The organism is Mycobacterium cookii, assembly GCF_010727945.1.
Classification (GTDB): Bacteria; Actinomycetota; Actinomycetes; order Mycobacteriales; family Mycobacteriaceae; genus Mycobacterium; species Mycobacterium cookii.
Genome location: NZ_AP022569.1, coordinates 905,978 through 931,831, shown reverse-complemented (window position 1 = coordinate 931,831; position 25,854 = coordinate 905,978). Strand labels below are relative to the sequence as shown.

Genomic DNA, 25,854 nt, shown 5'->3' with positions numbered 1-25,854 from the left:
AGGCCGTGTAACGGCCTGAGGAGGAGACGGGCAATCATCATCTGAAGATGCCCGGCAGGCTCAGTGCGGAAAGCGAGTCGTCGGACAGTGGGTTGTCGTGGACCATGTAAGTCCACGTCGATGTCGGACGGGCCAACTTGGACAGATCAACGCCGGGCTCGTCTTCGATCGCCGGCGACGTTTCGAACGTCTGCTGGGCGGCCTCGATCGCGTCGGCGGCCAGCGATGCGAACGCGTCCACGGCCATCCGGTGGAACTCGTCCAGCGGATTCTGGCGTCCCAGCGCACGCAGATGGATGCTTTCCCGGATATCGGCCAGGTAGGCGAGGTGATCGGCCCAGCCCCGGTCGAGGTGGTACAGCATGATCAACCGGCAGATCTTCTCCAGGCGCTCTTCGGAGATGTTCTCAGACAGCTCCGCGTAGCGCTCGGGTGCCAGCTCGGCAAGCTCTTCGCGGGCCGCGGCCGTGCTCAGCAGTGTGTTGCGGCGGTCGACCAGGATCGCGCGTTGCTGAGCGGTCAACTGGTTGTAGCGCCACGTGTTCGCGTGCACATCCAGCAGCCGGCCCTCGGCGACGCGCTGCGCATGCTCGAGCAGTCCGGCGACCTTGGAGCTGACGACCCGGCCGTCGTCGTCGGTCTGCGTCGGCAACTTGTTGGGTTCGAGGTTCGACGCGGCGACGTCGTCCTCCCAGCTGGAGAAGAACACCGACGAACCCGGGTCGCCCTGCCGACCGGCACGACCACGCAGCTGATTGTCCAGTCGTTCGGTGTGGTGGCGGCCGGTGCCGACCACATGCAGCCCGCCGAGCTCAACGACCTCTTTTTTCTCAGCGTCGTTGTCCCCTACGTCGGAGCCGCCGAGCCGGATGTCGGTGCCGCGCCCGGCCATCTGCGTCGAGACCGTGACGGCCCCGAGCTTGCCGGCCTCGGCGATCACCGCGGCCTCCTCGGCGTCGTTCTTGGCGTTGAGCACCACCGCCGGCACGCCACGACGCTGGAGCCGCTCGTGCAGCTCTTCGGACTCGGCGACGTCGTGGGTGCCGACCAGGACCGGTTGTCCGGTCTCATGCACCTCGATGATGTGCGCCAGGATCGCGTCGATCTTCGCGGCCGCGGTGATGTAGACGCGGTCGGTCTCATCCTCGCGGATGTTCGGGGTGTTCGGCGGAATCGGGGACACGCCGAGCTTGTAGAACTGGCGTAGCTGCTCGCCGGCGGCGAGCGCGGTGCCGGTCATCCCGCACACCGTCGGATAACGGTTGACCAGCGCCTGCACCGTGATGGTGTCGAGCACCTCGCCGGTTTCGGTGGTCTCAATGCCTTCTTTTGCCTCCACGGCTGCCTGCAGGCCGTCCGGCCAGCGTTGCAGCTGGGCGATCCGGCCACGCGAAGCATTGATCAAATGCACCGCGTCATCGCGCACGATGTAGTGCACGTCGCGGTGCAGCAGGACGTGCGCGTGCAGCGCGACATTGATCTCGGTGAGCGTGGTACCGACGTGCTCCTCGGAGTAGAGATCGATTCCGCCGAGCCGCTTTTCCAGTTTGTGCGCCCCTGCCTCGGTCAGGTGGACGTTGCGGCTGTCGGAGTCGGTGTCGTAATCCGTGCCGGCCTGCAATTCGCCGACGAGCCGAATGATCTCCAGCCGCGGCTGCTCGCGGTGGCTGGTCCCGGCCAGCACCAGCGGTACCAACGCCTCGTCGACGAGCACCGAGTCGGCCTCGTCGATCAGGGCGACGTCCGGGTTGGGCGACACCAGGTCGGCCTCGTCGGTCACCAGCTGATCGCGTAGCACATCGAAGCCGATCTCGTTGATCGACGCGTAGGTGACGTTGCACTTGTATGCCGTGCGACGCTCGTCGGCGCTCGATTCGCCGGTCACCCAGCCGACCGAGACGCCGAGCGCCTCCAGCAGCGGGCTCATCCATTCGGCGTCGCGGCGCGCCAAATAGTCGTTGATGGTCACGACGTGAACGTGCCGGCCCGCCAACGCGTAGCCCGCGGCGGCGATCGCTCCGGCCAGGGTTTTGCCTTCGCCCGTTGCCATTTCGATCACGTCGCCGGCCAGCATGCGCAGTGCGCCGAGCAGCTGCACGTCGAACGGCCGCAGCTCGGTGGTCCGTTCGGCGGCTTCCCGGGCGATCGCGAGGAACTGCGGGATGTCGTCGGATTCGGCAAGGTCATCGAGCTTGAGCAGGCCGGCGGCCTTGCGTAGCTGCTCGTCGTCGAGTCCGGCGGCTTTCTTGTCGTACTCCGCCGAGGCTTTCACCTGGGCCAGGGAACGGCTCTGATTCTTCTCAGTGCTGGCGCCGAGCAGCCGCCAGAAGCGGTTGCCCAATCGGTCCGACGAAGCGCGGGTGGTCTTTGACACAGGTCAACGGTACCGGCCGACGACGATGCAGGGCGGGACGCCCTGAGGAGAAGTCGGCCGATCAAGCCGGAGCCGACGACGATGCAGGGCGGGACGCCCTGAGGAGAAGTCGGCCGATCAAGCCGGAGCCCAGGCTGCTCACGCGAGATTGGATCGGCGTGGATAGGCGACGTCGGGGTCGGTGAGCACGTTCACAACGGCGGGTTGGCCGCTGTCGAAGGCACGCTTGAGGGCGGGCTTCAGTTCGGCGGGCGTTCTTACCAGCTCGCCGTGCCCACCCAACGCTCGTACCACGTCGTCGTAGCGGGTCTCGGGCCGCAGTTCGGCCACCACCGAGTAGCCGTACAGGGCCTCCATGGGGTGTTTTTCGAGCGCCCAGATCCCGTTGTTGCCGATCACCGAGACGACGGGGACGTCGTGCCGGGCCAGGGTGTCCCACTCCATGCCGCTGAAGCCGAACGCGCCGTCGCCCTGCAGGAGTACGACCTGTCGCTCCGGCCGGGCCAGCTTGGCGGCCAGCGCGTAGCCGGGACCCGAGCCCAGGCAGCCGAACGGGCCGCTGTCCAGCCACGCGCCAGGGACGTAACTGTCGATCACCCGGCCGGCGTAGGAGCCGAAGTCGCCGGCGTCGACGACGACGATCGCGTCGCGGTCCAGCAGCGGCGCCAGTTCGGCGTACACCCGCATCGGGTGCAGCGGGCTGCGGTCGTCGGTCAACTCGGCGTGCTCACGCTCGCGGGCTGTGGTCTCGGTGGCACGCAGGCCGGCGATCCAGTCTTCATGGCCGGCCGGCTCGGCGCGGGGTGTCTCGCTCAGCACGGTCAGGGTCGCCGAAAGATCGCCGTAGAGTCCGGCCGCGATCGGCCGGGGATGTTGGCGGTCGGGTTGGGCGCGGTCGGCGACGACGAGCTGGGTGTCTGGCCCGAACACCGCGCCGAATCCGAGCCGGAAGTCCATCGGTACCCCGACGACGACCGCAACGTCGGCTTCGCCCAACGCTTTTGAGCGTGCTCGGGAGAACGCCAGCGGATGGTCGGCGGGCACCACGCCACGGGCCATGCCGTTCATCAGTACCGGGATGCGTCGTTCCTCGGCGAGTCGCAGCAGCGCCGCCTCGGCGTGACCCCACCAGACGTTGGTGCCGGCCATGATCACCGGACGCTGCGCGGTGGCCAGCAGACTCACTGCCCGATCCAGGGCGTCGCCGTCGGCCAGCGACGGCGCCCGCGGTGCCGTGAGCGCACCCGGCCGGCCGTCGTCGGCGGCGACGGAAAAGACGTGATCCATCGGGAAGTCGATGAACGCCACACCGGACGGCGCGCCGACGGTGGCGCGCAGCGCCTCGTCGATCAGCCCACAGACAGCGTCGGCCGACGGCGCAGTGGCGGCGAATCTGGTCAGCGGCGCCACGAACGGGACGTGGTCGATCTCCTGCAGCGACCCCATCCCCCATCGCCCTGCCGGCGCCCGGCCGCCGAGTACCAGCAACGGCGACGAGTTCTGCTGTGCGGCAGCCATCGCGCTCATCCCGTTGGTCACGCCCGGGCCCGCGGTCAGCGCGGCGACCCCCGGTTGCCGGGTCACCTTCGACCAGCCTTCGGCCGCGAACGCCGCGGTCTGCTCATGGCGGGTATCGATCAGCCGGATGCCCTCGCTGCGACAGCCGTCATAGATCGAGAACAGATGGCCGCCCGACAAGGTGAAGACGGTGTCGATTCCGCTGGCCTTGAGCCGGCGGGCGATGAGCCGGCCGGCGTGGAAGGTGTTGTCGGCGTCGTTGCCCATGGGCGCAGCCTATCGGCTGTCCTACGGTACTTTCGCGGAGAAGCATCCACTGTGACGTTGCGCTGACAGCTGCGTCGGCAAGGAGACGCGACCTTGGAACATAAGACCTTCAAGCCGTCCATCGATTGGTCCGCGGCGGCCCTGGATTCGGTGTGGTGGCTGGCCAAAGGCTGGCTGATCGCCGCGGTCTGTGTCCTCGTGGTGTTGGTCGTCTTGAGGTTCGTCACCGAGTGGGGACGGCAGTACTGGCGGATCACCGGCGGCTACTTCACCGGGCCGCAGGCGGTGCGGGTCTGGGTGATGCTGGCGGTCCTGCTGGCGTTGGTGCTGTTGTCGGTACGGCTGACGGTGCTGCTGAGCTTCCAGAGCAACGACATGTTCAGCGCACTGCAGACAGCGTTCGAGGGCGCGGCGACGGGTAATGATCGGGCCAGAGAGTCTGGGGTACACGGCTTTTGGATGTCGCTGGTGCACTTCGGTGTGCTCGCGACGCTGTTCATCGCCCGGCTGTTGCTCGACATCTACCTGACCCAGCGGTTCATCATCGCGTGGCGCATGTGGCTGACCGGCCACCTCACCGACGACTGGCTGGCGGGCAGGGCGTACTACCGCGACCTGTTCATCGACCACACCATCGACAACCCGGACCAGCGCATCCAGCAGGACATCGACATCTTCACCACCGGCGCGGGCGGCACCCCGAACATCCCGTCCAACGAGACCGCCAACACGTTGTTGTTCGGGGCCGTCAAGGCCGTCGTGTCCGTGGTGTCGTTCGCCGCGATCCTGTGGAACCTGTCCGGGCGGTTGGACGTCATGGGCGTCGACATTCCTCGCGCGATGTTCTGGATCGTGGTGGTCTACGTGTCGATCGCGACCGGCGTCGCGTTCTGGCTCGGTCGTCCGCTGATCGGGCTCAGCTTCAACAACGAGAAACTCAACGCCGCGTTTCGTTACGCGTTGGTCCGGTTGCGCGACGCGGCCGAAGCGGTCGGCTTCTACCGGGGTGAGCAGGTCGAGCGGCTCACGCTGTGGGGACGCTTCACCCCGATCATCGACAACTACCGCCGGTTCGTCCGCCGAACGATTCTGTTCAACGGCTGGAACTGGTCGGTGACGCAGGCAATTGTCCCGCTGCCGTGGATCATTCAGGCGCCCAGGCTGTTCGCCGGTGCGATCGCGTTCGGTGACGTCACGCAGACGGCCACCGCGTTCGGCGAGATCAACGAATCACTGTCGTTCTTCCGCAACAACTACGACTACTTCGCCGCCTTCCGTGCGGCCATCATCCGGTTGCACGGATTGGTCGACGCCAACGACAAGGGCCGGGACCTGCCGGCGGTGCTGACCTGGCCGACGGACGACGGGTCAGTCGAATTCGACGGTGTGGAGGTCCGGACCCCCGACGGCGACCCGTTGGTCGACCCGCTGGATGTGCGGCTGGAATCCGGTCAGTCACTGGTGATCACGGGGCAGTCGGGTGCCGGCAAGACCACGCTGCTGCGCAGCCTTGCCGAGTTGTGGCCGTACGCGTCGGGGACGCTGCGCTGCCCGGACGGCGACAACGCCACGATGTTCTTGTCGCAGTTGCCCTATGTGCCGCTGGGGACGCTGCGCACCGTGGTGTGCTACCCGAAGGAGCCCACCGACGTCTCCGACCAGACACTGCAGGAGACGTTGACACGGGTCGCTCTCGCGCCGCTGAGCGACCGACTCGACGAAGTCCGGGACTGGGCCAAGGTGCTGTCGCCCGGGGAGCAGCAGCGGGTGGCCTTCGCCCGCATCCTATTGGCCAAGCCCAGGGCGGTATTCCTCGACGAGAGCACGTCGGCGCTCGACGAAGGGCTGGAGCACGCGTTGTATCAGTTGCTGCGCAACGAATTACCGGAGACCGTCGTGGTCAGCGTCAGCCACCGACCGGCGGTCGAGCGGTTCCACGACCAGCAGCTCGAACTACTCGGCGGCGGCCCCTGGCGGCTGGGGCCGGCGAGCAGGGAACCCGCGGCGGTCTAGCCGGCCGCCTTCGCCCCGGCCTTGGCGGCCGCGTGCGCTCCGGCGCTGGGTTTCAACGCGCCTATGCGCCCCCGGCCTTGGCGGCCGCGTGCGCTCCGGCGCGGCGCCCGAAGAACGAGCCTTCACCGAGCTGGGTGCCGCTGGCGTAACCCTTGCCATCTTGCGCGATGTTGGACGCGCAGGCACCCACGGCGTACAAGCCGGGGATCACGCTGTCGTCGGCACGTCGCACCTCGCCGTCGACGGTGACCGCCAGACCGCCCATGGTGAAACCGGAATACATCGCCCGTCCGAGTGACAGATCGAACACGGCCCATGGGCCATTATCCTGCGGCGCAAGGTAATCCGGCTGCTTGTGGAAATCTGGATCCTCGCCTTTGGCAGCGAATTCGTTGTAGCGCTTCAACGTTGCCGCAACGTTGCCCGCGGGAATGCCCAGGGCGTTCTCCAATTCGGCGATCGTCTCGTAGCCGTCGAGGAACTTGATCAACGGCATCGCGGGCATCTCGGTGTGCGCTTCGTCGACGATCAGGTAGGCGGTCTGCTCCGGCTGCTCGAGCACGAAAGCCGATGTGCGCGAATGGTAGGAGTCTTCGGCGACGAAGCGCTTGCCCTCCTTGTTGACGATCACGCCGGTCAGCAACACTTCCGGCGGGTATGCCGCTGCGGTGATGAACTGCTCGTGCATGTTCTCGGCGACGCCGCCCGCCGAGATACCCATCCGCAGGCCGAGCCCGTCGTCGTTGGGGTTGCCCAGGATGTAGGGCGCCACCAGCCCGTGGTGTTTGGTGCGACGCGGCTGACCTAATGCGGGGGTGTATTCGGCGACCATCTCCGGATTCATCGCGAAACCGCCCGCTGCGATGATGACCGATTTCGCTTTCACCGCACCGGTTTCGGAGAAGTGCTTCCACGCCACACCGACCACGGCGCCGTCCTCGTTCACCACCAGGTTGGTTGCGCCGGTCTCGTAGCGGAACTGCACGCCCAGATCATCGGCGCGCTTGACCAGTAGGTCGATCACCATGGCCGCGCCGCCGAGTTCGCCCGGTACCGGCACCGAGTGGCCACGCGGCGCAGGTACCGCCTCTTCGCAGAACGGCCAGACCTTTTCATTACCGGTGTAACTCAGGCCCTCGGTGCCCGGCGGAACGACGACCTTGCCCGGGTAGAAGCTGCGCTCGAACTGAAAACCCAAGTCCTCCAACCAATTGAAGTGTTCGACGCTGCCGTCGCTGTAGGCGCGGATCTTCTCGAGGTCGGGTTCACGCGACGCTGCGACCAGATATTTGTACATCTCCTCGGCGGTATCGCTGTGCCCGGTCGCCTGCTGGACCGCGGTGCCGCCACCGAGGTAGAAGTGCCCGCCGGCCATCGACGTCGTGCCGCCCGCCGCGGCCGCGCGCTCGAGCACCAGCACCCGCGAGCCGGCGGCCGCCGCGGTCACCGCCGCGCATCCGCCTCCGATGCCGAAGCCGATCACCACGACGTCCACCTCGTCCGACCATGACGGCACGTCGTCAACGCTGAGCGTTGCTGGTATCGGGCTTTTCATTGGCGCCACTCCTCCTCATCGCGGTGCTCTGCATCGTCGTCGGCGCAGTTCATTGGCGCCACTCCTACTCCTGCTCCTGCTTGATGTAGTCGAAGAACTGTCGCATCTCGGCCGAAAAGTGCGCGATCTCCAGAAACGGGATGCCGGATTGCGGCGCGGAGATATAGGCGAATCGCAGGCCGCCCGGCATCACGCCATACTGCGGCACCGTCGCACCCCGATCGACCGCAGCGGTCAAGCTGGCGTCGAAATCCTCCAGGCTGTCGGCCTCCACGCAGACGTGGTGCAGACCCGGTCCGCTGTCCCGCAAGAAGTCACTATAGATATTAGGCCCGCGGACCGGCTCGATCAGCTCCAACTGGGTGTCACCGAGATAGCTCAGCGAGATGTGGGCGACGAAGTCGGCCGGTGCGCCGAGATAACTGCAACTGTCCGGCGCGAAGTGGATGTCAGGCAGTCGCACCCACTTCTTGACACCCAACAGGCCGGTCAGAGCGGTTTCCGTGGCGGTCACGTCACGAGTCACCCAGGCGACCTGGACCGGTGACCCGAAGGAGAAACTCATCGCATCGCAGAATAACGCAGCGCCTGCCTCGGTAGAAACCCGTTGCCGATGCCGAACGATCGGCGTGCCCGAGAGGATCGCTGAACGTGTTCTAATTCGGTATCCAGAACGGCCGCGAGTCGACGTCGGATTGGGTCAAGACGCCGACCAGTAGTCGGATCTGGGTGTCGAACACCATGTGGGGGTCGCTCACGGTGTCCGCGCCGTACTGGCCGAAGACCTCCAAGCTGATCGCTCCCACCACGCCGGCCCAGATCGCGAAACACTTGGCAACGACCGAATCGTCACCCGGAAAACCGAACTCTTGGCGCAGCCGCTCGAAGTCGGCCGATAGCGGTTGTGGCGCAGCGTAATTGGACAACATGATGTCACCGGTCGCGATTCCGGCGGCGACGGCGTCGAACAAGGCGCCGACCACCCGCGTTCCGGGGCCGACTGTCTGCTCGGCTGGCGCGTGGTAGCCGGGCACCGGGCTGCCGTACAACAGTGCCCAGCTGGCCGGGTGCTCGATGGCCCAACTGCGTGCCGCGTGCGCGATGGCGATCACGTCGTCGCTCCAGATCTCGGGTATCGCGTCGCGAGCGCGGTCCACCGAGTCCGCGAGTTCGGAATACGCGTCGACCAGCAGCAACGTCAGCAGCTCGTCGCGGCTGGCCACATAGCGATAAACCGCCGAGGACACCATGCCCAGATCGCGCGCGATGGCCCGCAGCGACAGCCCCGCCGCGCCGTGCTCGATCAGATGGCGGCGGCCGAGCTCGATGATCTGCGCCTCGATGCGTTCACGCGAGTCTCGCCGCTTGGCCATCGTCCCATCCTGACACGAATGAGAACAGTGCTCTTGCTTTTCGCCACACGATATGCCATGGTCAAGCCCATGAGAGCAGTGCTCTCGTTTGATACTCGGAGAGGACGAACCATGACAGTGCGCTACGACGAGCCCCATCGGGCGGCGATCGCCGCTAACGCGGTGATCCGCTGGCTGGCTGAGATGGGCATCAGCATCGCCGGGACCACGGCGCTGCATGTGCGCGGGCGCGCGACGGGCAAGCGGCGCTCGGTGGTGATCAACCTGCTGGCCGTCGACGGCGTCGACTATCTCGTGTCGCCGCGCGGCAACACGCAGTGGGCCCGCAACGTTCGGGCGGCCGGAGAAGTCGAGGTAGGACCGCGCTGGCGTCGTCGCCGACGTCGCGCGGCCGAGCTTGAAGACTCAGCGAAACCAGAGTTGCTGCGGGGGTATCTGGACCGGTGGTACTGGGAGGTCAAAGGCCACATCGCGGGGCTGACGCCTGACTCCGACGAAGACGAGTTGCGCGCCGCGGCATCGTCGATCCCGGTGTTCGCGCTGGCAGCTGTGGGCTGACAGCTACATCGCCGGTCCGTGGACACCCACGTCCTCGCGGACCTGCTGGGTGGTGGACTGCCACGATACGGCGGCCGGCAGAGTGCCCCAGACGCTGTTGAAGATCCCGACGATGCGGGCCGACCCGGCGGGGTTGGTGATGTACACCGGCCCACCCGAATCGCCCTGCTGGCTGACGGCGCCGTGACCCATGGTGAACCAGCCGTTGTTGACGTTTTCGACGGTGCCGCAGCTTTCGCCGGTGATCACCCCGAAGTGGCAGACGGGCTCCCCCGGCGTCACGACCAGACCAGGATCCGATTGCAGCACCCGCCCGCCCGGCAGGACGTTGTTCACGACGACGTCGGGGGTCAGCACGATCGACTCGTAGTCGGAAATCTGCTGGTCGGTGTGGACGAAAGTGCCGTTGGGGGTGTTGTCGCGGAACGTGGCGACACTGCCGATGACCCTGTTGTCCTTGTCCATCACCGGTCCATCGGCCCGGCAGTGCCCCGCGGTGAACGCCACCCGCAGGCCCGGGTCGACATAGCCCAAGGTGCACAGGTGCTGGCCCTGGTGTATTTCCATCCCCGGGAAGACGGGAACCGGATCGGCCTTGGCGTCCGGGGGAAAGTAGCCGGCCGCGGCAGCGGCGGCAATTATCGCGCCGAACGCGCGAATTGAGGGATGGCGCATCTTTCGACTCCCCCCAGCCGTGACCGACACGATGCCGACCTGTTACCAGGGTAGCGACCCGATCGCATGCGTACAGGCGAATTGGTTGCGAGCGCGGCGACCCGCTTCCGGATCGCCGCGCTGCCCCGCTCGATCAAGGAATGGTCAGAACCTGTCCCGGGTGGATCAGATCCGGGTTGGAGATGCCGCTGGCGTCGGCGATGACCTGGTATTTGCTGCCGTCGCCGTAGAACCGCTCAGAGATGGCCCACAACGTGTCGCCGGACTCGACCGTGTACGTCCGCGCTGGCTCCGGCTCCGGCTCGTGCTCAGCCGCGGGCTCGGCGTGTGCTTCTTCGGCGGCCGGTGCAGCTGCCTCCGGCTCCGCCGGCGGCGGAGCGTCGGTCTCCGTCTTCGTCGACCATGCCGCTCCGTCGGCGGCGTACAACACGAGGTTGCGGTCGTCTTGCAGCACGAGCCGCACATTCTTCTTGCCCTTCGTGTGGGTGTGCCACACGGGCTTGTCGCCGGTGTACAGAACGAAGTTGCCGTCGCTCTGGACCTCCGCGCGAACTACGTCTTCTCCGTTGGTTCCCGACGCCCAGATCGCGTGGCCGCGCGATGCCAGGACCAGGTTCCCGTCGTCTTGCAACGTCAGCGTGTAAGCCCCGTTGCTCGAGGTAAGCGATTCACCCTTGACAAGTTTTTGTCCCTCGGTGAGCGTGTCTCCCACTGCAGTTCTCCTCGCTATCGCGGCCGAGGCGGATGCCGGCCTCGATGTCGAACTTACTGATCTTGTCTTGGCTGCGGGGGCGTTCGGCTCGCCGAAATAAAAACGGTAAATGAACAAGGCCTTATCGCCGGCCCGGCGCTCACCGCGACGGCGTCAACGGGGCCGGCGCCTCGGACCGGACCACTGTTGCGGGCTGCCAACCCGGCGGCCCGAAGACGTAGCCCAGCCGGTCACGCAGACGGTTGGCCGACCGGAAATCGCGTGCTATGGCTAAGTATTCGTGCGTCTGCAACTTCCAGACGTTGAAAGTGTTGACCTGCTTGGTGAGTCCGTAGTGCGGGCGAAAGGTCTCTTCCCGGAAGCTGCCGAACAGCCGGTCCCAGATGATGAAGACCCCGCCGTAGTTTTTGTCGAGGTATTCGGGGTCCATACCGTGGTGCACTCGGTGATGCGACGGTGTGTTGAAAACGAATTCGAAGGGCGTCCACATTCGGCCGATGCGCTCGGTGTGCACCCAGAACTGATAGATGAGATTGAACGAGAAACTGACGAATACCAGCCACGGCGGAATACCCAACAGCGGCAACGGAATCCACATCACGATCTCGCCGCTGTTGTTCCATTTCTGGCGCAGCGCGGTGGCGAAATTGAAGTACTGACTGGAGTGATGGGCTTGGTGGGTGGCCCAGATCAGCCGAATCCGGTGGGCGAAGCGGTGATACCAGTAGTACAGCAGGTCGACGCCGACGATTGCGATGACCCAGGTGTACCACCGCGTCGGGGACAGATGCCAGGGAGCGACATAGGCATAGAGCGCGGCGTAGCCGATCAACGCGATGAATTTCCAGCCGGCCGTTGTCGCCACCGAAACGAGGCCCATGGAAATGCTCGCCCAGGAATCGGCGGTCAGATATGCACCCGAGCCCGGCCGCGCCGATCGCGCTTCGGCTGCCCGCTCGATGCGGTCGAGTTTGCGTGCCGCCGTCCACTCCAGAATCAGCAGCAGCAGGAAGAACGGGATCGCGAACAGCACCGGGTCCCGCATTTGCTCGGGCAGAACGGTCAAGAAACCCGCAATCCAACTCACGTCCAAAATCCTACGACGCCGTGATCAGTCCGTGTGACGCCATCGCGGCATGGGCTCATCCTGCTCGCCGGCGTACCAATGCACCGCCTGCACACCCTCCTGCAGCGACAATTCGGCCACCAGCTTCTCGAGTCGGGTCGGGGCATGCCCGTCGCTGAGTAGGTACGCGGTCAACGCCACGCTGTCGTCGCTGGTCCGGCCGGTGTGGATGCCGCGGAGCACCAGCCGGTCTCCGCCGCCGCCGGTGCGCTGGACGATCTGCGCACGGGCGTATTTCGCCGATTTGGGCCGGCAGACCAGCTGCAGTTGGTACGGCTGGTCGTCCTCGTCCTCTTCGACGACGCTGTCATGGTCGATGAGGTGGCCCAGCGGTCGGCCGAGCAGGTGGATGGCGATGACGGTTCCGGTCGCGATCAGCGCGAACAGTGGATGCCCGCCCCCGGCAAGGACGCCGACCGCCGCCGAACACCACAGGGTCGCGGCGGTGTTGAGCCCGCGCACGTTGAATCCCTCGCGCAGGATCACGCCCCCGCCGAGGAAGCCGACGCCGGACACCACGTACGACGCGACCCTCGTCGGGCTGCTGTCATTGGTCACGACCGCGTACAGCACGAACAGCGTCGCACCGGTGGCCACCAGCGCATTGGTGCGCAGTCCGGCCCGGCGTGCCTGCCATTGCCGTTCGATGCCGATCAGGGCGCCGCATCCGAGCCCGACTGCCAGCCGCAGCGTGAATTCAGCAATGCTCAGTGTCTGCATGATGCGCCCTCCTTCCCTCTGAGACGAGTTGTTCACCAGTGTGGACGAATTCGGGCAGAATTCGCCGGTAGCCGCGCCGGTTGAGGCCGGGGTAACCCGAGCAACCGTGATTCTTCTGCTCGAAATTGTTCGCTGACAACACTTTTCATCCAGCCAGCGGCGACTGCATGACGACGGTCGGCCGGAAGCCGTACTTCGGCGCGGTCGCGGCCGCCGTGTTCGCGGTAGGTGTTCCGGCGGGCACTGGCATCCCGGGCATGCCGGGCGGCGCGGACCTCGGCGCGCTGAGCGGTGTGGCTCCCAATGCCGACGCCAGCGGGCTGTTAGGGGTGGCGATGCTGGTCCACGCCGGGGGCACCGACAGCGTTCCCAGCGTGGCGGCTCTACCAACACCGGCCGAGACGGAACTGCCCGCACCACCGAACTCCGAGAAACCCGACACCGCCGGTACCACCGCTGTAGCCGGGCTGTAACCCGTGACCACAGCCGGCGGCACCGCGTTCTGGACGCCGGCCATCCCGGTACCCAGGAACGACGAACCGGTCACCGCCTGCACGATCTGGGCCGGGCTGAACGCACCCGTCGAGCTCACGGTGTTCCAGAAGTTGTTGTTCAGTCCCAGGCCGCTGGAGCTGAATATGCCCGAACTCGACCCGTCGCCGGTCACGCTGCTCAGCAGGCTCGAGAGCCCAGCGGATCCCGATGTCGTCGAGGTGCTCGATCCAGATGCCAAGCCCTGCAGAGCAGTCGGCATACCGGTGGTCAGCTGGGTCAGCGCCGACTGGGCAGCGATCCCGCCGCTGCTGGTGGTCTGGGCCGGGACCACGAACGGCGCGAGCTGGCTGGCCGTCGCGGACTGGCCGGCGTAGCCGTACATCGCCCCGGCATCCTGAGCCCACATGCCGGCGTATTCGGCTTCGTTGGCCGCGATCGCCGGGGTGTTCTGCCCCAAGACGTTGGTCGCTACCAGCGCGGCCAGCTGCGTCCGGTTCGCGGTGACAATCGATGGCGGCACCGTCATCGAAAATGCCGACTCATAAGCGGACGCTGCCGCTTTGGCCTGCGCCGCAGTCTCTTCCGCCTGGGCGGCCGTGCTGTTCATCCACGCCGCATAGGGCGCGGCCGCGGCCGCCATCGACATGGACGCCGGTCCGCGCCATCCCTCTGTGGTCAAAGCCGAGACCACCGACATGTAATTGGTTGCCTGCGAACGTAAATCGCTGGCCAGCCCATCCCAACCGGCCGCGGCAGCGAGCATCGAGCCCACGCCTGGGCCGGCATACATCCGAGCCGAGTTGATTTCCGGTGGGAACATTCCGTAGTCGAGCATTGGTTCACTCCCGTCCTAGCCCGCCGCGATCGCGTTGGCGGCTTCAGTGCCGGCGTACGACGTGCCGCTGGCCCGCAAGATCTGTACGAAAACGGCGTGAATGGCTGCCGCTTGGGCGCCGACCTCCTGATACAGCGCTGCGTGAGCGGCGAATTGCATTGCGGTCAGAGCGGATACCTCGTCGGCTGCCGCCGGAACCACTGCGAGCGTCGGAGCCGCGGCCGCGGCGTTCTGTGCCGCGACGGCGCTGCCGATACCTTGCAGCTGATTCGCCGCAGCGGTCATGAGTTCTGGTTGGGTGGTCACGAAAGTCATCGGACGCTCCTTACGCAAAGCAGGCTGAAGCCGCGCTCATGTCGATGCACGACGAAGTGACAGACGCACGGCGAAATCGCGCGTGCGCGTGAAGTGAAGCGGCGCAGGCCGATTCAGATGATGGGGATGAGGCCGGGGCCGGATCCGAACGAAATGGTCACCGGTCTCGGATACGGACTGTCACTGGGACTCACTTCGCCTCACCTCCTCGCGGCCAAGGCACACGGGGGTGCCGACACGGTGCACGCGGGACGAAGCGGAACCGGCAGATGCCGACCGCTGCACCCCTCTCGTCAGAGCTTTGGCACTGCACGGCGTATCCGGGCCTTCACAAGAATGCAAGGCCGGAAGCCACTTGGGCTCAACCCTTAAGCCGGGAGGAGCTGTCCTGACCCTGGGCGTCTTTCGACGTTCGAGGTCAGTGGCCTGTATCCGTGCAGACGCCTCACCTAGCGAGGTGCTTGCACGGGCAATAGTTCCACCGAGATGCAAGGTAGTCAACTCAACTCACGAAGATGATTGCCGGAGTCAGGCACAGTGGCGACATCTTCGGCGCCACACGCGAGCCGAGATCGACTGTGGTAATTGAGAATAACGTCTCGCCGTGACACCGGCGATCGGGAGGCTCGGACTCCCGAAATGCTGAGTGCGCATGTCGAGGCCGGTGCCGTCGCTGATGTCGTCGCGTGGGAACGGCAGGTTCGATGATCACGGCCGGCTTCTCCCTTCCGCTATCCGGCCGCCGGTGGATGTGCGACAACGGTGGGCTTAAACCCGTATCGGGGTGCAGCAAAGCCCCACCCGCGTCCGCCGGCGCCACCTCCCATCGGCATTCCCGGCATACCGGGAACTCCTGGCCTTGCGGATGCCTCTTCGATTCCCGGGGGGTTGTACCAGCCTTCGGCCGCCGTTGCGGTCGCCGCTTGGCTCGTCGCAGGAACTGCCGCCGTCCAACTCGGCGGAACCGACACTGTCCCAACCAGGGTCGCGCGTCCCACGCCGGCTGAAACGGCCGAGCCGCCCAGGCCGGACGAACCGATCGCCGAACCGGCATGGCTCAGACCCGCCGCGCCGATCGCCGACGGTGCAGCCGTCGAACCCATCAACAAGGCCGGGTTCAGACCGGAACCGGCTTGTCCGGCCACCGCCAAGAACCCGATATCGCCGAACGCTGTTGTCACAGCGGGGCTGATGCTCGCCGGGTTGAGCCAGTTACCGGACAGGACTCCGTTGGAAAGTCCCGAGGCCAAGAACGAGCCGATGGACGAGCCGGTCTGCCCGTCGAGCATGTTCAAGAACCCGGCGATCCCGGTGGTTGCCGTATTCGATCCTGGCGCAAAGGGACTCACCCCGCTCGCTGACATCGGCGATGCGAGTCCCTGCAATGTGTTGGGGACCGAGGAGATCACCTGCGACAGCGCCGACTGCGTGCCCGCGCTCGACGATGTGCCGGCGGCCTGCGCCACCGCGTCGCCTTGGCTCGCCGCACCCGCCGCGTTGGTGGTCTCCGGCGGCGACTTGAACGGAGCCACTGCAGAGGCCGCCGCCGACGAGCCCGCGTAGCCGTACATCGCCGCGGCGTCCTGGGCCCACATTTCGCCGTACTGAACCTCGTTAGCCGCAATCGCCGCGGTGTTCTGGCCCAGAACGTTGGTCGCCACCAGTGCGGCCAACTGAGTGCGGTTGGCTGCGACCACCGCGGGTGGCACCGTCATCGCGAACGCGGCCTCATAGGCCCCCGCGGCGGCCTTGGCTTGGTAACCCGTTTGCTCGGCTTGCGCGGCGGCCTCGGTCATCCATTGCACATACGGCGCGGCGGCCGTCGCCATGGCCGCCGAAGCCGTTCCGCGCCAAGGCCCTTCGGCAAGACTGCCGACGACCGAGGCGTATGAGGATGCCGCTGAACCGAGTTCGGCGGCCAGCGCGTCCCAGGCTGACGCGGCCGCCAGCATCGGTGTGGAACCGGGACCGGCGTACATCCGGCCGGAGTTGATCTCTGGTGGTAATGCTCCGAAATCCATTGCCGTGCTCCTTATCCCGCAGTGGCCGCGCTGGCAGCTTGGGTGGCCGAATACGACTCGGCACCGGCGCTGAGGGTGGGTATGAAGGTCTGATGGATTGCGGTGGATTTTGTCTCGGGCTTGATTGTCGGAAATGACATGGACTTCTCCTCGGTGAGGTGCCCGACCTTGGACCTGGTCTCGGCCGCTGCGCGACGGGTGTGGTGTCCGCGTTGGCAGAGCGCTTGCCAGGACCGGATCGGAGCGAAGATGGCTGTAGATCTCGGAAAGTTCTGGCTGGACCATCAATGGAAGTGACTCGCGGCTCACCTCCTCGCGGCTACGACGTGCACCGCGCGACGGAACGCCAACGAGAGGAGAATTTCCCGACGCATAGGTCGGGTCCGCACCCCTCTCGTCAGAGCTTTGGCACTGCACGGCGTATCCGGGCCTACACAAAAAATGCAAGACCGGAAGCCACTTGGGCTCAACCCTTAAGCCGGGAAGAGCTGTCCTGACCCTGGGCGTCTTTCGACGTTCGAGGTCAGTGGCCTATATCCGTACAGACGCCTCACCTAGCGAGGTGCATGTAACTTGTGCGTAACAATGATGGCAGCGCTATCGGCGCTGGTCAAGGCACTCCACCGCCAGGAAATCGTAAGGAAAATTACCGAGGGACTGGACTTCGCCCAGCAGATGTGCCCCTGGCGGAGGCGAAGGATTAGTCGGCTTTCTTCTCCGCTACCGCTGCGCTCAATCCCTCGGCGAGGTCGTCGCGGGTCAACTCCTTGAACCGGCGCAACTGGTCCTCGCTGAATTCGTCGAAGTCGCTGGACAACACGGCATCCAGGTCTTCGTCGTCCAACCGGAAGCTGCGATGATCGCGGGCCTTCTCCACGACGTTGCGTACGAACCCGGCGTTACCCAGCGTGTCGATCCCGCGGATCAGGTCGCCGTCCTGCGATAGCGTCTCGTCGTCGTAGAACCGGGTGTACGACGGCAGCAAGACGTCGACGGCATCGTCGGTGATCACGTCCTCGTTCTCCCGGCCCATCAGCTGGGTCAGCGCGATCAACTCTTTCGGGTTGTAACTGAAAAACTCGATGACGGTGGAGAACCGACGCCGTAGACCCTGGTTGACCTCCAGCATCTTCTCCATTGCCTTGGCGTACCCGGCACCGAAGACCACCAGCTCGTCGCGGTGGTTCTCCATGTAGAGCAGCAACGTGTTGATGATCGCGTTGCCGTACGCGTCGCCCTGTGAGTAGCCGCTCTCATGGAGGTTGTGCATCTCATCGAAGAAGACGGCGCCGCCGCGGGCTTCTTCGAGCATCTCCTCGGTGTTCTTCTCGGCGTCGGCCATGTAGCGGCCCAGCAGCTTCGACCGGCTGGTCTCGACCACCAACGGCTTACGCAGCACGGTCAGGCCGCACAGTTGCTTGCTGAATGCGCGGGCCACCGATGTCTTGCCAGTGCCGGGAGGCCCTAACAACAGGGTGTGCCGAGAGGTAATCGGCACGGGCAGACCCATTTTCGCGCGAGCCAGGTTGACCTTGGTCGTCGACTTGATCAGCTTGATCTCACGTTTGGCCTGTTCCATGCCGAGCATTGCGTTGAGTTCGGCGTCGCCTTCGTCCAAGTACTTCTTGGCCATCTCGGCGTGTCGCGCGGCCTCGGCTTGCTCGCGGGTGGGAGCGCTGTCCGCATCCCACCAATCTGTCCGTGCCTCAATGGTTTCCGGGTCGGTCAGCACCAACCGGTAACTGGGGTTGTCCAAGGCTTCGCGTGCCGGGGTGAACTTGGCGTCGCGGGAGTAGACCCGGCGCAAAGCCTCCACCGCCTCCTCTTCGCGCCCCAGGTGCCGGAAGCACATGCCCTGGGTGTACATGGCGACGTTGGCGGCGCTGGGTACCCGATCGCCCTCGATCGCCTCCTGCGCGCGCCGCGCCGCTTCCTCGAACACCCCGAGGGAGGCCAGCGCGGTGGTGGCCATCGCCGCCCCGGCGGCCTTCAGTTCGGGGTGCCGCCACCCGGCACCGGGCGGGAATTGCGCCAGCACGTCCGGCCAGCGGCCGGTGCGGAAGTGCAGCAACCCGCGCACATACTTGACCAACTCCTCGTCGGAGGCGTGCCGCGGGGTGATCGAATCCAGCACCTCCGCGGCTTCCTCGTACCGCTTGGCTTCGGTCAGCGCGGCTGCATAGCCGGCGGCGAGCGACTCCACGCTGGTGACCGCCAGCTTCAAGAACATTCCATCGGAGATCTCGGGGCGGAACTCCAACTCGGTGAGACCGCAGCGACGGATTTCCCAACCGTAGGTCTTGACGGATCGCCAAGCGCCGCTGAGGACCTCGATGCTCTGGTCGCCGGCCAGCACCCGCGCCAGCCACGCGTCACACATGTCCGGGTCGAGTCTGGTGGCCGTCGTGAACATCTGCAGGGCAACCTGCGGATTGTGGCTCGGCTGCAGCCCGTTGACCGAAATGCCAGACGCCAGGAGGCCTGCGACCATCGCGTTGCGGGAATCCGACGCGGTGGTCTGCGGACGAGTCATCTTATCATCGTAAGGCGTCGGCGGCGCCTGCCTGTTGCCCCATCGCTGCGCCAACCGGGACCAGGATCTCGTCGGCGGTCGTCAACGTGCGGCTCGGCATCGGCAGCGGGCGACGCGACGTCGGCGCCGGGAGGCTGGCGGCCACCGCACCCAGCTGACGCCCCGTCAGCCGGTTCAGCCCACTGAACGCTTCCTTCCGCAACCGCTTGTCGCTGTGGTAGCGAACCCAGACCGACACGTCGGCCTCGCGACCCTCGGCGATGATCCGGATTGTCATCACGGTGACGTCGGCGTCGGTCAGCCACAGCTCCTCGAGCGTTTCGCTGGTGATGTCGCCAGGCGACACCCAGAAGCTGGTGACGAAGCCGTCAGGGGTCTTCAGGTATCGCCAGAACGGCCGAACGTTAGCCGGCTGCAGTCCAGCCAACACCGCGTCATCCACGTCGGCGATCTCGTCGGCGCTCAGCGGCCTCGCTGCGCAACTGCGGCCGTCCAAATCGTGCGCGAGCCGCTCAGCGGCCGCGGCCAGGGTGCAGGCCACTGAATCACGGGCAGCGACGGCACTGACGTTGTGCTGCGGGTCCATTCGCAACACCAGCCAGGTGTTGCGCTCCTCGATCGGGCGCCGGCCACCGTCGACGTCGTCGGCAACGGCAGACTGGACGCCGCTGGCGGCACTGCGGGTTCCCACTGAGATGATGTCGACGCTGTCCAACCGGACATCGAACTGTCGCAACGACGTGATCACGGCTTCCAGTGGTATCGACGTGGTCAGTGCGTCGCGGTGACGATGCCGACCCGCCTCGCCCGCGCCGTCGACCGCGATCACAGCGATCAATTGACCGTCGTACTCGCGGATTCCGACTGTTTCGCGGCTGAATTGGCGACGATGATCGATCGCCGGAGTGCAGCCGACGGTCAGGGCTTCGGGGTCGGCGTACCAGTTGCGGATCCGGGCGATCGGCGCCGACGCCACCGGCACTCCCCCGTTGGTCAGCAGGGCAGCGACCGTCACGATCACCGCCAGACCGACGCCGATCCAGAACGTCAGGTTGCGATCGGCCTGCCAGTTGTCGGGCAGATGACTCGCGATCACCAGCAGCGCAACGTCAATGAGGAACACCGTCGTCACTCGCGCCCACGACAGGCTCAGCCCGTATTCGCGTTGTGCCTTCATTCCTGTCTCCCTGTCTTACGCATGAGGACAGCTCCACCGAAGACCAAACCGGCAAGCAGTAACGCACCACCCAGACCGGCGGCGGCTACCCACACCGGTGTCATGTTGCGCGGAGCGGGCATCGGCGGCAGCTTCAGCGGCGACGCCGAATCCTTCGGCAGGACAGACCCGTCGGGCACATCCCACGTCAGTGCGGCGACCGGGTCGACGACCCCGTAGCCCACCTGATTGTCGACGCCCCGAGCAGGCGCCCTGGCAGTGTGGATCAACCGGTTGATGATCTGGTGCGACGACAGTTGCGGGTATTTGGCCCGCACCAGCGCGGCCACACCCGAGACGATCGCCGTGGAGAAGCTGGTGCCGGACGGCACCAGCAAGGTGTTGTCCGGACCGTCAATCGCGTTGATCAGACTGTCATCTCGCGGCGAGAGCCCGACGACGTCGTTGCCGGGCGCTGCGATGCCCACCCACGGACCGGCCACGCTCGTCTTGTCCATCGGTGCGCCCGAGGCATCCACTGCGCCGACCGTCAGGACGTAGTCGCTGAACCATGACGGAGTCACCACGGTGGTCACGCCGCCCCAGTCACGAGAATCGTTGGGGTGCAACGGGTCGACCAACGGATTCGCTTTGCAGTCCTTCTGGCCGGTGTCGCCGGCGGCGGCCACGATGACCGCGTCCTTGTCGACGGCTGCGTAGCGGACCGCCGCTCCCAGGTCGGGCTGGTCGATGATGCTGCGCGCACTCATGCACAACACCTGCGAGATGTTGATCACCTGCGCGCCCATGTCGGCCGCGTGCACGATCGCGCGCGCCATGGTCCGAATGCTGTCGGACTTTTGCCGGGTCTGCGGGTCCTGGTCGCCGGTGTAGGCGTCCTTGAGTCCAAATGCCCCGCTGGCCTGACGAATCGAGATCAGCTCGACATCTGGGGCGATGCCGGTGTAGGCGTCAGACGGCGCCGGCAGAGGCGGCGGATCCAATGGCGCCGGCGGCGCGGCCGGCCGCGGGTAATCGACCGACACCACACGCCCGTGGTAATCACCCCGGTAGCCGGGCAGCTCTGCGGTGCCGTGGCCGTGGTTGGCAGCTCCGGGCGCCTTGGGCTCCTGAGCACCACCTTGTTGAGCGCCACCCTGCGACTTCGGCTCCGGCGGACACCACGGACATGCCTGTGTGGCGGGCTCTTCCGCCGGTGGCGGTGCCGGCACCATGGTGATGGTCTGTGGCGGCGGAGGCGCCACGCTGATCGTCTGTGGCGGTGGTGCCGGCGGGGGTGGTTCCTTGGTCGGAACCGGCGGCGGACGCCGCGGCGCAGGTGCTCCGGGGAGTTCGCCGATGCCCGGTGCGGCGGCGATCATCGAGGCCACCAGCGTGCCGTGTGCGTCGCAGTCGGTGAGGCCGTCGCCGCCGCCCATCACGTAGTCGCCGCCGGGAATCAGGTGCGGTAGCCGCGGGTGCGGGGTTACCCCGGTGTCGATGACGGCGACCCGTACGCCGGCACCGCGACCGAAGCGCCACGCCTCCTGCAGGTTGAGCATGTCCATGTACTTCGGCTGCACACGAAAGTCGCTGCCCGGTAACACGCCGACCTCAGTGCAGTACGACGTCTGCTTCATCGGTTGGGGTGGTCCGGGCGGGCTGTCGGGCGGCGTCGCGGCCGGGTCGATCCCAGGCGGGTTGATCGCGTAGGCCGGTGACCCGGACAGCGCGATAGTGGCAACGATCAGTGTGGTGGCAGTGACTGCGGCCGCACGAAGCGGCCGCAGTCGCTTCCTACCGATAGCGGATCGCGGCATAGACATTCATCAGCCACAGCGCCAACGGGAAGATGGGCATCAGGCAGAGGTATTCGACCCACTCCACGAGCTTGCGGAACAGCGGGCTGTAGATGGTGTTGGGCACTGTCGCCGCGGCCGTCAGGCCGGCCGCGGGGATCAGCACCGCGAGACCGGCGGTAACCGACACCGCAGCAGCCGAGGACAGCACGACCGAGTAGCGCACCAGGACTGTGCCCACGATGAGCACCGACGTGACGGCCAGGATGATCGCCTGCCAGCGGTCGACGTAGGAGCGGCCGCGCAGCATCAGGAAGCCGGCCGTCGTCGCGACCAGCAGCAGCGGCAACCAGCGGTTCTGGGTGCGGGGGTCGGAGACACCCGCCAGCGACACCACGGTCAGAACGCCGAGGCCGACCAGCAGACCGGTCAGGAAAGACCGGGCCCGCTCGGCCCGCAGCACCACGTCCTGGATCGACGCGGGGCCTTCCAGCGTGGGCCGACCGCCGTCGGCGGGGTGCACCACGGTGGTCGGCAGGTCGGGCCGGGCCTCGAACACCCAGCGGCTGGTGGCAGACGGGAAGACCGGCAACCGGATTCCGGACAGCCAGCGGGACATCGCCGGAGCGGCGTGGTACCCGAACACGCAGACCAGCAGAATCGAGGTCAGCAGCGTCACAGCACCGGTGTTGAACGCCATCCGGGCCAGGCTCGCGACGGTCGCCGCCAGCGCAATCGTGACGATCGCCGTGCCGGTAGCGAGGCGGCGACCAGTGAAGCGCATGATCAGCATCGCGGCGACACCGGCGACAGCAAAGCCCATCACCGCGTGCGGCGAGCCGACCGGGCCCGGGGGCGCAGATGCCGCGCTGATCGCCAGCGGCGGGATCGCGCCCCACAGCAGGATGTCACCTGCGCGACGGTTCTGCGGGGTGTGCGCCCGTCCCAGGATCAGCAGCGCGACCGTTGCGGTGAGCACGGCGATCACCGCGGCGAACGGCGCCGGGACCCAGGACGCATGCTGGTAGCGGAACCAACCGAGCAGGCCTGACGCCAGCAGCACGCCGGAGCCGACCATCGCGGCACCGACCTGGATCGCAATCGTCGGGTTGACGGCGGTGAACCGTTTGCTGAGATTGACTGACACGGCCGTCGAGATGTGCTCGATGACCTGAGAGCGGTGTTCGGTGTCCTCGACGAAGCGCAGCCACAGGCGGTCACCGTCGTAGACATCCTGCTCGGTCAGCGACTGGGTGGCCCGCAGCGGCGTCCCGTCAACCAGGCACAGCGCCCAGCGACCGCGCTGCTTGGCTTCCAGCGGCGTGAGGCCCAGCTCCCGAAGTCGGACGTTGACCACCTTGAGCAGCGGGTCGATCATCACCGAGACCGGGGCGTTGGCGTCCAGCAGAACGCCGATCTGCACGCCTTCGCCGGCGATGATGCCGATCACGGCCGATTGTGGGGACGCGATTGCCTCTGTGCCTGGCTGCTGCGCCTCAGCTACTGCGGTCATCCCTGCACCCCTTTGTCGACGGTTCGTGGGTCCATGTGTGTCTTGCCTCGCTATGTGTAATTGAGACGTAGCGTCCCAACTGTTGAGCAGATTCTAGTGCATTTGGCCGCATCCGCACCTTTGCTGAATGCTGCACGGAAAATCCTTGCCGTGCGCCGGATTCCCGTAACAATTGGTTAAACTCTGCTGTGCGTTTTCCACTCGCCGTAAGGGAGTGTTTCCAACACCGTCTTGACACCGACTTGGACGAGTTGTGGAGTGGCGGGGCAGATCGCCAGCCACGCTTCGTTCGAGCCGGCGGTCCGGGCTTGCTGATACATCGCGATCCGGCCGCCTGACCCATCCTTCAACGACAACACCGAGGCGCTGGGCGCTTTGTCGTCGTCGCGGTACTGCCGGGCGTAGACCGCCGCTTCGGCGGCCGGGTCCGAGAGCGCCTGGCCGAGCGCGGCCACGGTCGCCGCGCTGATGCCCAGCCGGCGCAGGTCGCCACCAGAGAAGACATTGAAGCCCGAGCTCTGCCAGGCTTTGGTGATCTCGAGCATCTCCTCGAGAGGCACGTTGACCGCGTTGATCGCGGCGGGTTCGGCGTGGTGGATCGACTCGAGCGCATCGAACACCAAAGCCGCAATAGAGGTGGTGTCCGCTATCGCGACATCGTCGACGGTGATTTCGTCGCCGACTCGGACCGCCGACACCCAGTGCTGGCCGCGGCGGGCCAACAGAACGCGGAATTCGTTGTCCGGGATGTCGCGGGAGCCCACCGGCTCCTCGGCGCCATCCTCATCTTTTTCTTTGATGCCGTAGAGCAATTTGCCCCGGGACAGCAACGCGACGACTTCGAGATCGGGCGCCGCCAGAACGCGCATTCGCGCGGCGACCGCTTCGTTGACCGTCTCGCCGTCGACGATGCCCTGCTCGCGCATGACTGTCATGCCCGGATGCTGATTCAGCCAGTCCATGGAATCGGTCGACACGAATGGTCGGCAGCGCAATTCCGGTGCGACGTGGCGAATATCGAGCAACGCTTGCAACATCCAGAAACCCTCGACGTTGACTGTGATGTCCGTGCGCGTGCTCTGATCCATCGCTACCTCGCTAGTTGTGGGGTTATCGCACGACGCGGCAGCACACCTGAATCGGTGTGCTGCCGCGCCCTGTGCTGATTGTCAGGCCCAGCTGGAGCCAACAGCCGAGTCAGTGCTCGACATGTTGTTTCCTGCGGTCTGAACCTTCTGGCCGTGGGAGTTGGCCTGCTCGTAGATCACCTGGAAGTTGCGACCCAACTGGGTGATGAACTCCTGGCAAGCCACCGAACCCGAGCCACCCCAGAAATCACCGGCAGCCAGCACATCGCGCACGATGCTCTGGTGCTCGGCCTCCAGGGAGGCGGCCTGGGAACGGATCAACGCGCCGTGGGCGTCGACATCACCGAACTGGTAACTAATCGACATCTATCTGTCCTCCTGATTGTGAAAGTTTACGCTGACAGCCGAGTTAGCTGCTCAGAATCTGCTGAGAGGCCTGCTCTTGGCTCTCGTAGTTGTTCGCGTCGCGGATCAGTCCGTCCCGGACACCGTGCAGCATGTTGACGATGTTGCGGAACGCGGTGTTCATCTGGCCCATGGTGTCGTAGGAGGTGGCCTGAGCGGTGCCGCTCCAGCCGGCCCCGGCGATGTTCTGGCTCGATGCCCACATCTTGCGGGCCTCGTCCTCGACAGTCTGCGCGTGCACGTCGAAACGGCCCGCCATCGACCGCATCTCGTGCGGGTCAGTCATAAAACGTGTAGGCACTTACATATCTCCTTGCTGGTGTAGTGATGGAATCCTGTGAATCTGGCAGTCGGACCGGTTACCAGCGGTAACCGCCGACTTGGTACACACGGCTGTTCCCCCCTTTCCCGCTAACTGGTAACCACGGTGCGTGGCACCACAGTGGGACGGTCTTCATCGGCAACACTCAGCCAGCAGCGGCTGCGTTGGCAGCCTCGGTGGCTGCGTAGGAACCGGCGCTGGTGCCCAACGTGTTGACGAACATTTCATGGATGGCCGCGGCCTGCTGGCTGACCGACTGGTACAGCTGGGCGTGTGCGGCGAACTGAGCGGCCGTCAGCGCCGAAACCTCGTCGGCGGCAGCGGGAACCACTCCCGTGGTCGGGCCCGCGGCGGACGCATTCTGAGCGTTCAATGCCGAACCGATCCCTTGGAGGCTGGTGGCAGCCGCCGACAGGGCCTCCGGTTGGGTGGTCACGAACGACATGTCGGCGTCCTTTCGGGTTCGGTTCGCCAATCTTTC

General features: G+C 65.9%; 23 protein-coding genes and 2 riboswitches. Of the genes, 2 read left to right on the top strand and 21 right to left on the bottom strand.

Annotated features, from left to right (window positions below; translation table 11 throughout):
• Positions 1 to 37 precede the first annotated feature (37 nt).
• Together secA2 and G6N27_RS04455 are read right to left on the bottom strand one after the other, a co-directional pair.
• Positions 38 to 2,374 (bottom strand): accessory Sec system translocase SecA2, encoded by a 2,337-nt coding sequence (gene secA2, locus G6N27_RS04460; protein WP_163775257.1) that lies wholly within the window; start codon positions 2,372 to 2,374, stop codon positions 38 to 40.
• A 138-nt stretch (positions 2,375 to 2,512) separates the two neighbouring features.
• Entirely contained in the window at positions 2,513 to 4,159 is a 1,647-nt protein-coding gene (locus G6N27_RS04455; protein WP_163775256.1) for an acetolactate synthase, read from the bottom strand.
• Between the two features lie 93 nt (positions 4,160 to 4,252).
• Between G6N27_RS04455 and G6N27_RS04450 the strand changes: the two genes are divergently transcribed.
• On the top strand, positions 4,253 to 6,172 hold the full coding sequence (locus G6N27_RS04450) for an ABC transporter ATP-binding protein/permease (RefSeq protein ID WP_163775255.1): 1,920 nt from the start codon (positions 4,253 to 4,255) through the stop codon (positions 6,170 to 6,172).
• Positions 6,173 to 6,233: 61 nt separating this feature from the next.
• Here the strand turns inward: G6N27_RS04450 and G6N27_RS04445 are convergent, their stop codons facing one another.
• The 3 genes from G6N27_RS04445 to G6N27_RS04435 all read right to left on the bottom strand — a co-directional run bounded on the left by G6N27_RS04445 (position 6,234) and on the right by G6N27_RS04435 (position 9,100).
• Positions 6,234 to 7,727, bottom strand: coding sequence for an FAD-binding protein (locus tag G6N27_RS04445; RefSeq protein WP_163775254.1), 1,494 nt, complete (start codon positions 7,725 to 7,727; stop codon positions 6,234 to 6,236).
• Positions 7,728 to 7,791: 64 nt separating this feature from the next.
• Positions 7,792 to 8,292, bottom strand: coding sequence for a VOC family protein (locus G6N27_RS04440; protein ID WP_163775253.1), 501 nt, complete (start codon positions 8,290 to 8,292; stop codon positions 7,792 to 7,794).
• A gap of 91 nt (positions 8,293 to 8,383) precedes the next feature.
• The gene (locus G6N27_RS04435; protein WP_163775252.1) at positions 8,384 to 9,100 is read right to left on the bottom strand and encodes a TetR/AcrR family transcriptional regulator; all 717 of its coding nucleotides are present in this window, start codon (positions 9,098 to 9,100) and stop codon (positions 8,384 to 8,386) included.
• Between the two features lie 111 nt (positions 9,101 to 9,211).
• Between G6N27_RS04435 and G6N27_RS04430 the strand changes: the two genes are divergently transcribed.
• Positions 9,212 to 9,658 (top strand): nitroreductase/quinone reductase family protein, encoded by a 447-nt coding sequence (locus tag G6N27_RS04430; protein WP_163775251.1) that lies wholly within the window; start codon positions 9,212 to 9,214, stop codon positions 9,656 to 9,658.
• 3 nt (positions 9,659 to 9,661) lie between these two features.
• On the opposite strand, the gene G6N27_RS04425 is transcribed toward G6N27_RS04430, so the two are convergent.
• The 16 genes from G6N27_RS04425 to G6N27_RS04350 form a co-directional block, all read right to left on the bottom strand.
• Positions 9,662 to 10,333, bottom strand: a complete 672-nt coding sequence (locus tag G6N27_RS04425) for an Rv1815 family serine proteinase (protein WP_163775250.1) — start codon at positions 10,331 to 10,333, stop codon at positions 9,662 to 9,664.
• A 133-nt stretch (positions 10,334 to 10,466) separates the two neighbouring features.
• Positions 10,467 to 11,045, bottom strand: a complete 579-nt coding sequence (locus G6N27_RS04420) for a LysM peptidoglycan-binding domain-containing protein (RefSeq protein ID WP_163775249.1) — start codon at positions 11,043 to 11,045, stop codon at positions 10,467 to 10,469.
• A gap of 139 nt (positions 11,046 to 11,184) precedes the next feature.
• Positions 11,185 to 12,132 (bottom strand): sterol desaturase family protein, encoded by a 948-nt coding sequence (locus tag G6N27_RS04415; protein ID WP_179963346.1) that lies wholly within the window; start codon positions 12,130 to 12,132, stop codon positions 11,185 to 11,187.
• Positions 12,133 to 12,156: 24 nt separating this feature from the next.
• Entirely contained in the window at positions 12,157 to 12,891 is a 735-nt protein-coding gene (locus G6N27_RS04410) for an MgtC/SapB family protein (RefSeq protein ID WP_163775248.1), read from the bottom strand.
• Positions 12,892 to 13,036: 145 nt separating this feature from the next.
• Entirely contained in the window at positions 13,037 to 14,221 is a 1,185-nt protein-coding gene (locus G6N27_RS04405; protein ID WP_163775247.1) for a PPE family protein, read from the bottom strand.
• Positions 14,222 to 14,236: 15 nt separating this feature from the next.
• Positions 14,237 to 14,536: a PE family protein gene (locus G6N27_RS04400; RefSeq protein WP_163775246.1), complete on the bottom strand. Its 300-nt coding sequence runs from the start codon at positions 14,534 to 14,536 to the stop codon at positions 14,237 to 14,239.
• A 278-nt stretch (positions 14,537 to 14,814) separates the two neighbouring features.
• Positions 14,815 to 15,000, bottom strand: a riboswitch (M-box (ykoK) riboswitch).
• A 267-nt stretch (positions 15,001 to 15,267) separates the two neighbouring features.
• Positions 15,268 to 16,557: a PPE family protein gene (locus G6N27_RS04395; protein WP_163775245.1), complete on the bottom strand. Its 1,290-nt coding sequence runs from the start codon at positions 16,555 to 16,557 to the stop codon at positions 15,268 to 15,270.
• An 11-nt stretch (positions 16,558 to 16,568) separates the two neighbouring features.
• Positions 16,569 to 16,697 carry a PE family protein gene (locus G6N27_RS04390; protein WP_163775244.1) on the bottom strand — a complete coding sequence of 43 codons (129 nt, stop codon included), beginning with the start codon at positions 16,695 to 16,697 and terminating at the stop codon, positions 16,569 to 16,571.
• 242 nt (positions 16,698 to 16,939) lie between these two features.
• Positions 16,940 to 17,126, bottom strand: a riboswitch (M-box (ykoK) riboswitch).
• Positions 17,127 to 17,257: 131 nt separating this feature from the next.
• Positions 17,258 to 19,090, bottom strand: coding sequence for a type VII secretion AAA-ATPase EccA (eccA, locus tag G6N27_RS04385; protein WP_163775243.1), 1,833 nt, complete (start codon positions 19,088 to 19,090; stop codon positions 17,258 to 17,260).
• Positions 19,091 to 19,094: 4 nt separating this feature from the next.
• Positions 19,095 to 20,267 (bottom strand): type VII secretion protein EccE, encoded by a 1,173-nt coding sequence (gene eccE, locus G6N27_RS04380; RefSeq protein WP_163775242.1) that lies wholly within the window; start codon positions 20,265 to 20,267, stop codon positions 19,095 to 19,097.
• Positions 20,264 to 22,066 carry a type VII secretion-associated serine protease mycosin gene (gene mycP / locus G6N27_RS04375; RefSeq protein WP_163775241.1) on the bottom strand — a complete coding sequence of 601 codons (1,803 nt, stop codon included), beginning with the start codon at positions 22,064 to 22,066 and terminating at the stop codon, positions 20,264 to 20,266. The genes eccE and mycP overlap by 4 nt, the downstream gene beginning before the upstream one ends.
• Positions 22,044 to 23,558, bottom strand: a complete 1,515-nt coding sequence (gene eccD / locus G6N27_RS04370) for a type VII secretion integral membrane protein EccD (protein ID WP_163775240.1) — start codon at positions 23,556 to 23,558, stop codon at positions 22,044 to 22,046. The genes mycP and eccD overlap by 23 nt, the downstream gene beginning before the upstream one ends.
• 176 nt (positions 23,559 to 23,734) lie before the next feature.
• Positions 23,735 to 24,646 (bottom strand): ESX secretion-associated protein EspG, encoded by a 912-nt coding sequence (locus G6N27_RS04365; RefSeq protein WP_163775239.1) that lies wholly within the window; start codon positions 24,644 to 24,646, stop codon positions 23,735 to 23,737.
• Between the two features lie 81 nt (positions 24,647 to 24,727).
• Positions 24,728 to 25,012, bottom strand: coding sequence for a WXG100 family type VII secretion target (locus G6N27_RS04360; protein ID WP_163775238.1), 285 nt, complete (start codon positions 25,010 to 25,012; stop codon positions 24,728 to 24,730).
• A gap of 43 nt (positions 25,013 to 25,055) precedes the next feature.
• A complete protein-coding gene (locus G6N27_RS04355; protein WP_163774793.1) occupies positions 25,056 to 25,352 on the bottom strand; it encodes a WXG100 family type VII secretion target in 297 nt (98 codons plus the stop codon).
• Positions 25,353 to 25,518: 166 nt separating this feature from the next.
• Entirely contained in the window at positions 25,519 to 25,818 is a 300-nt protein-coding gene (locus G6N27_RS04350) for a PE family protein (RefSeq protein WP_163775237.1), read from the bottom strand.
• Positions 25,819 to 25,854 lie beyond the last annotated feature (36 nt).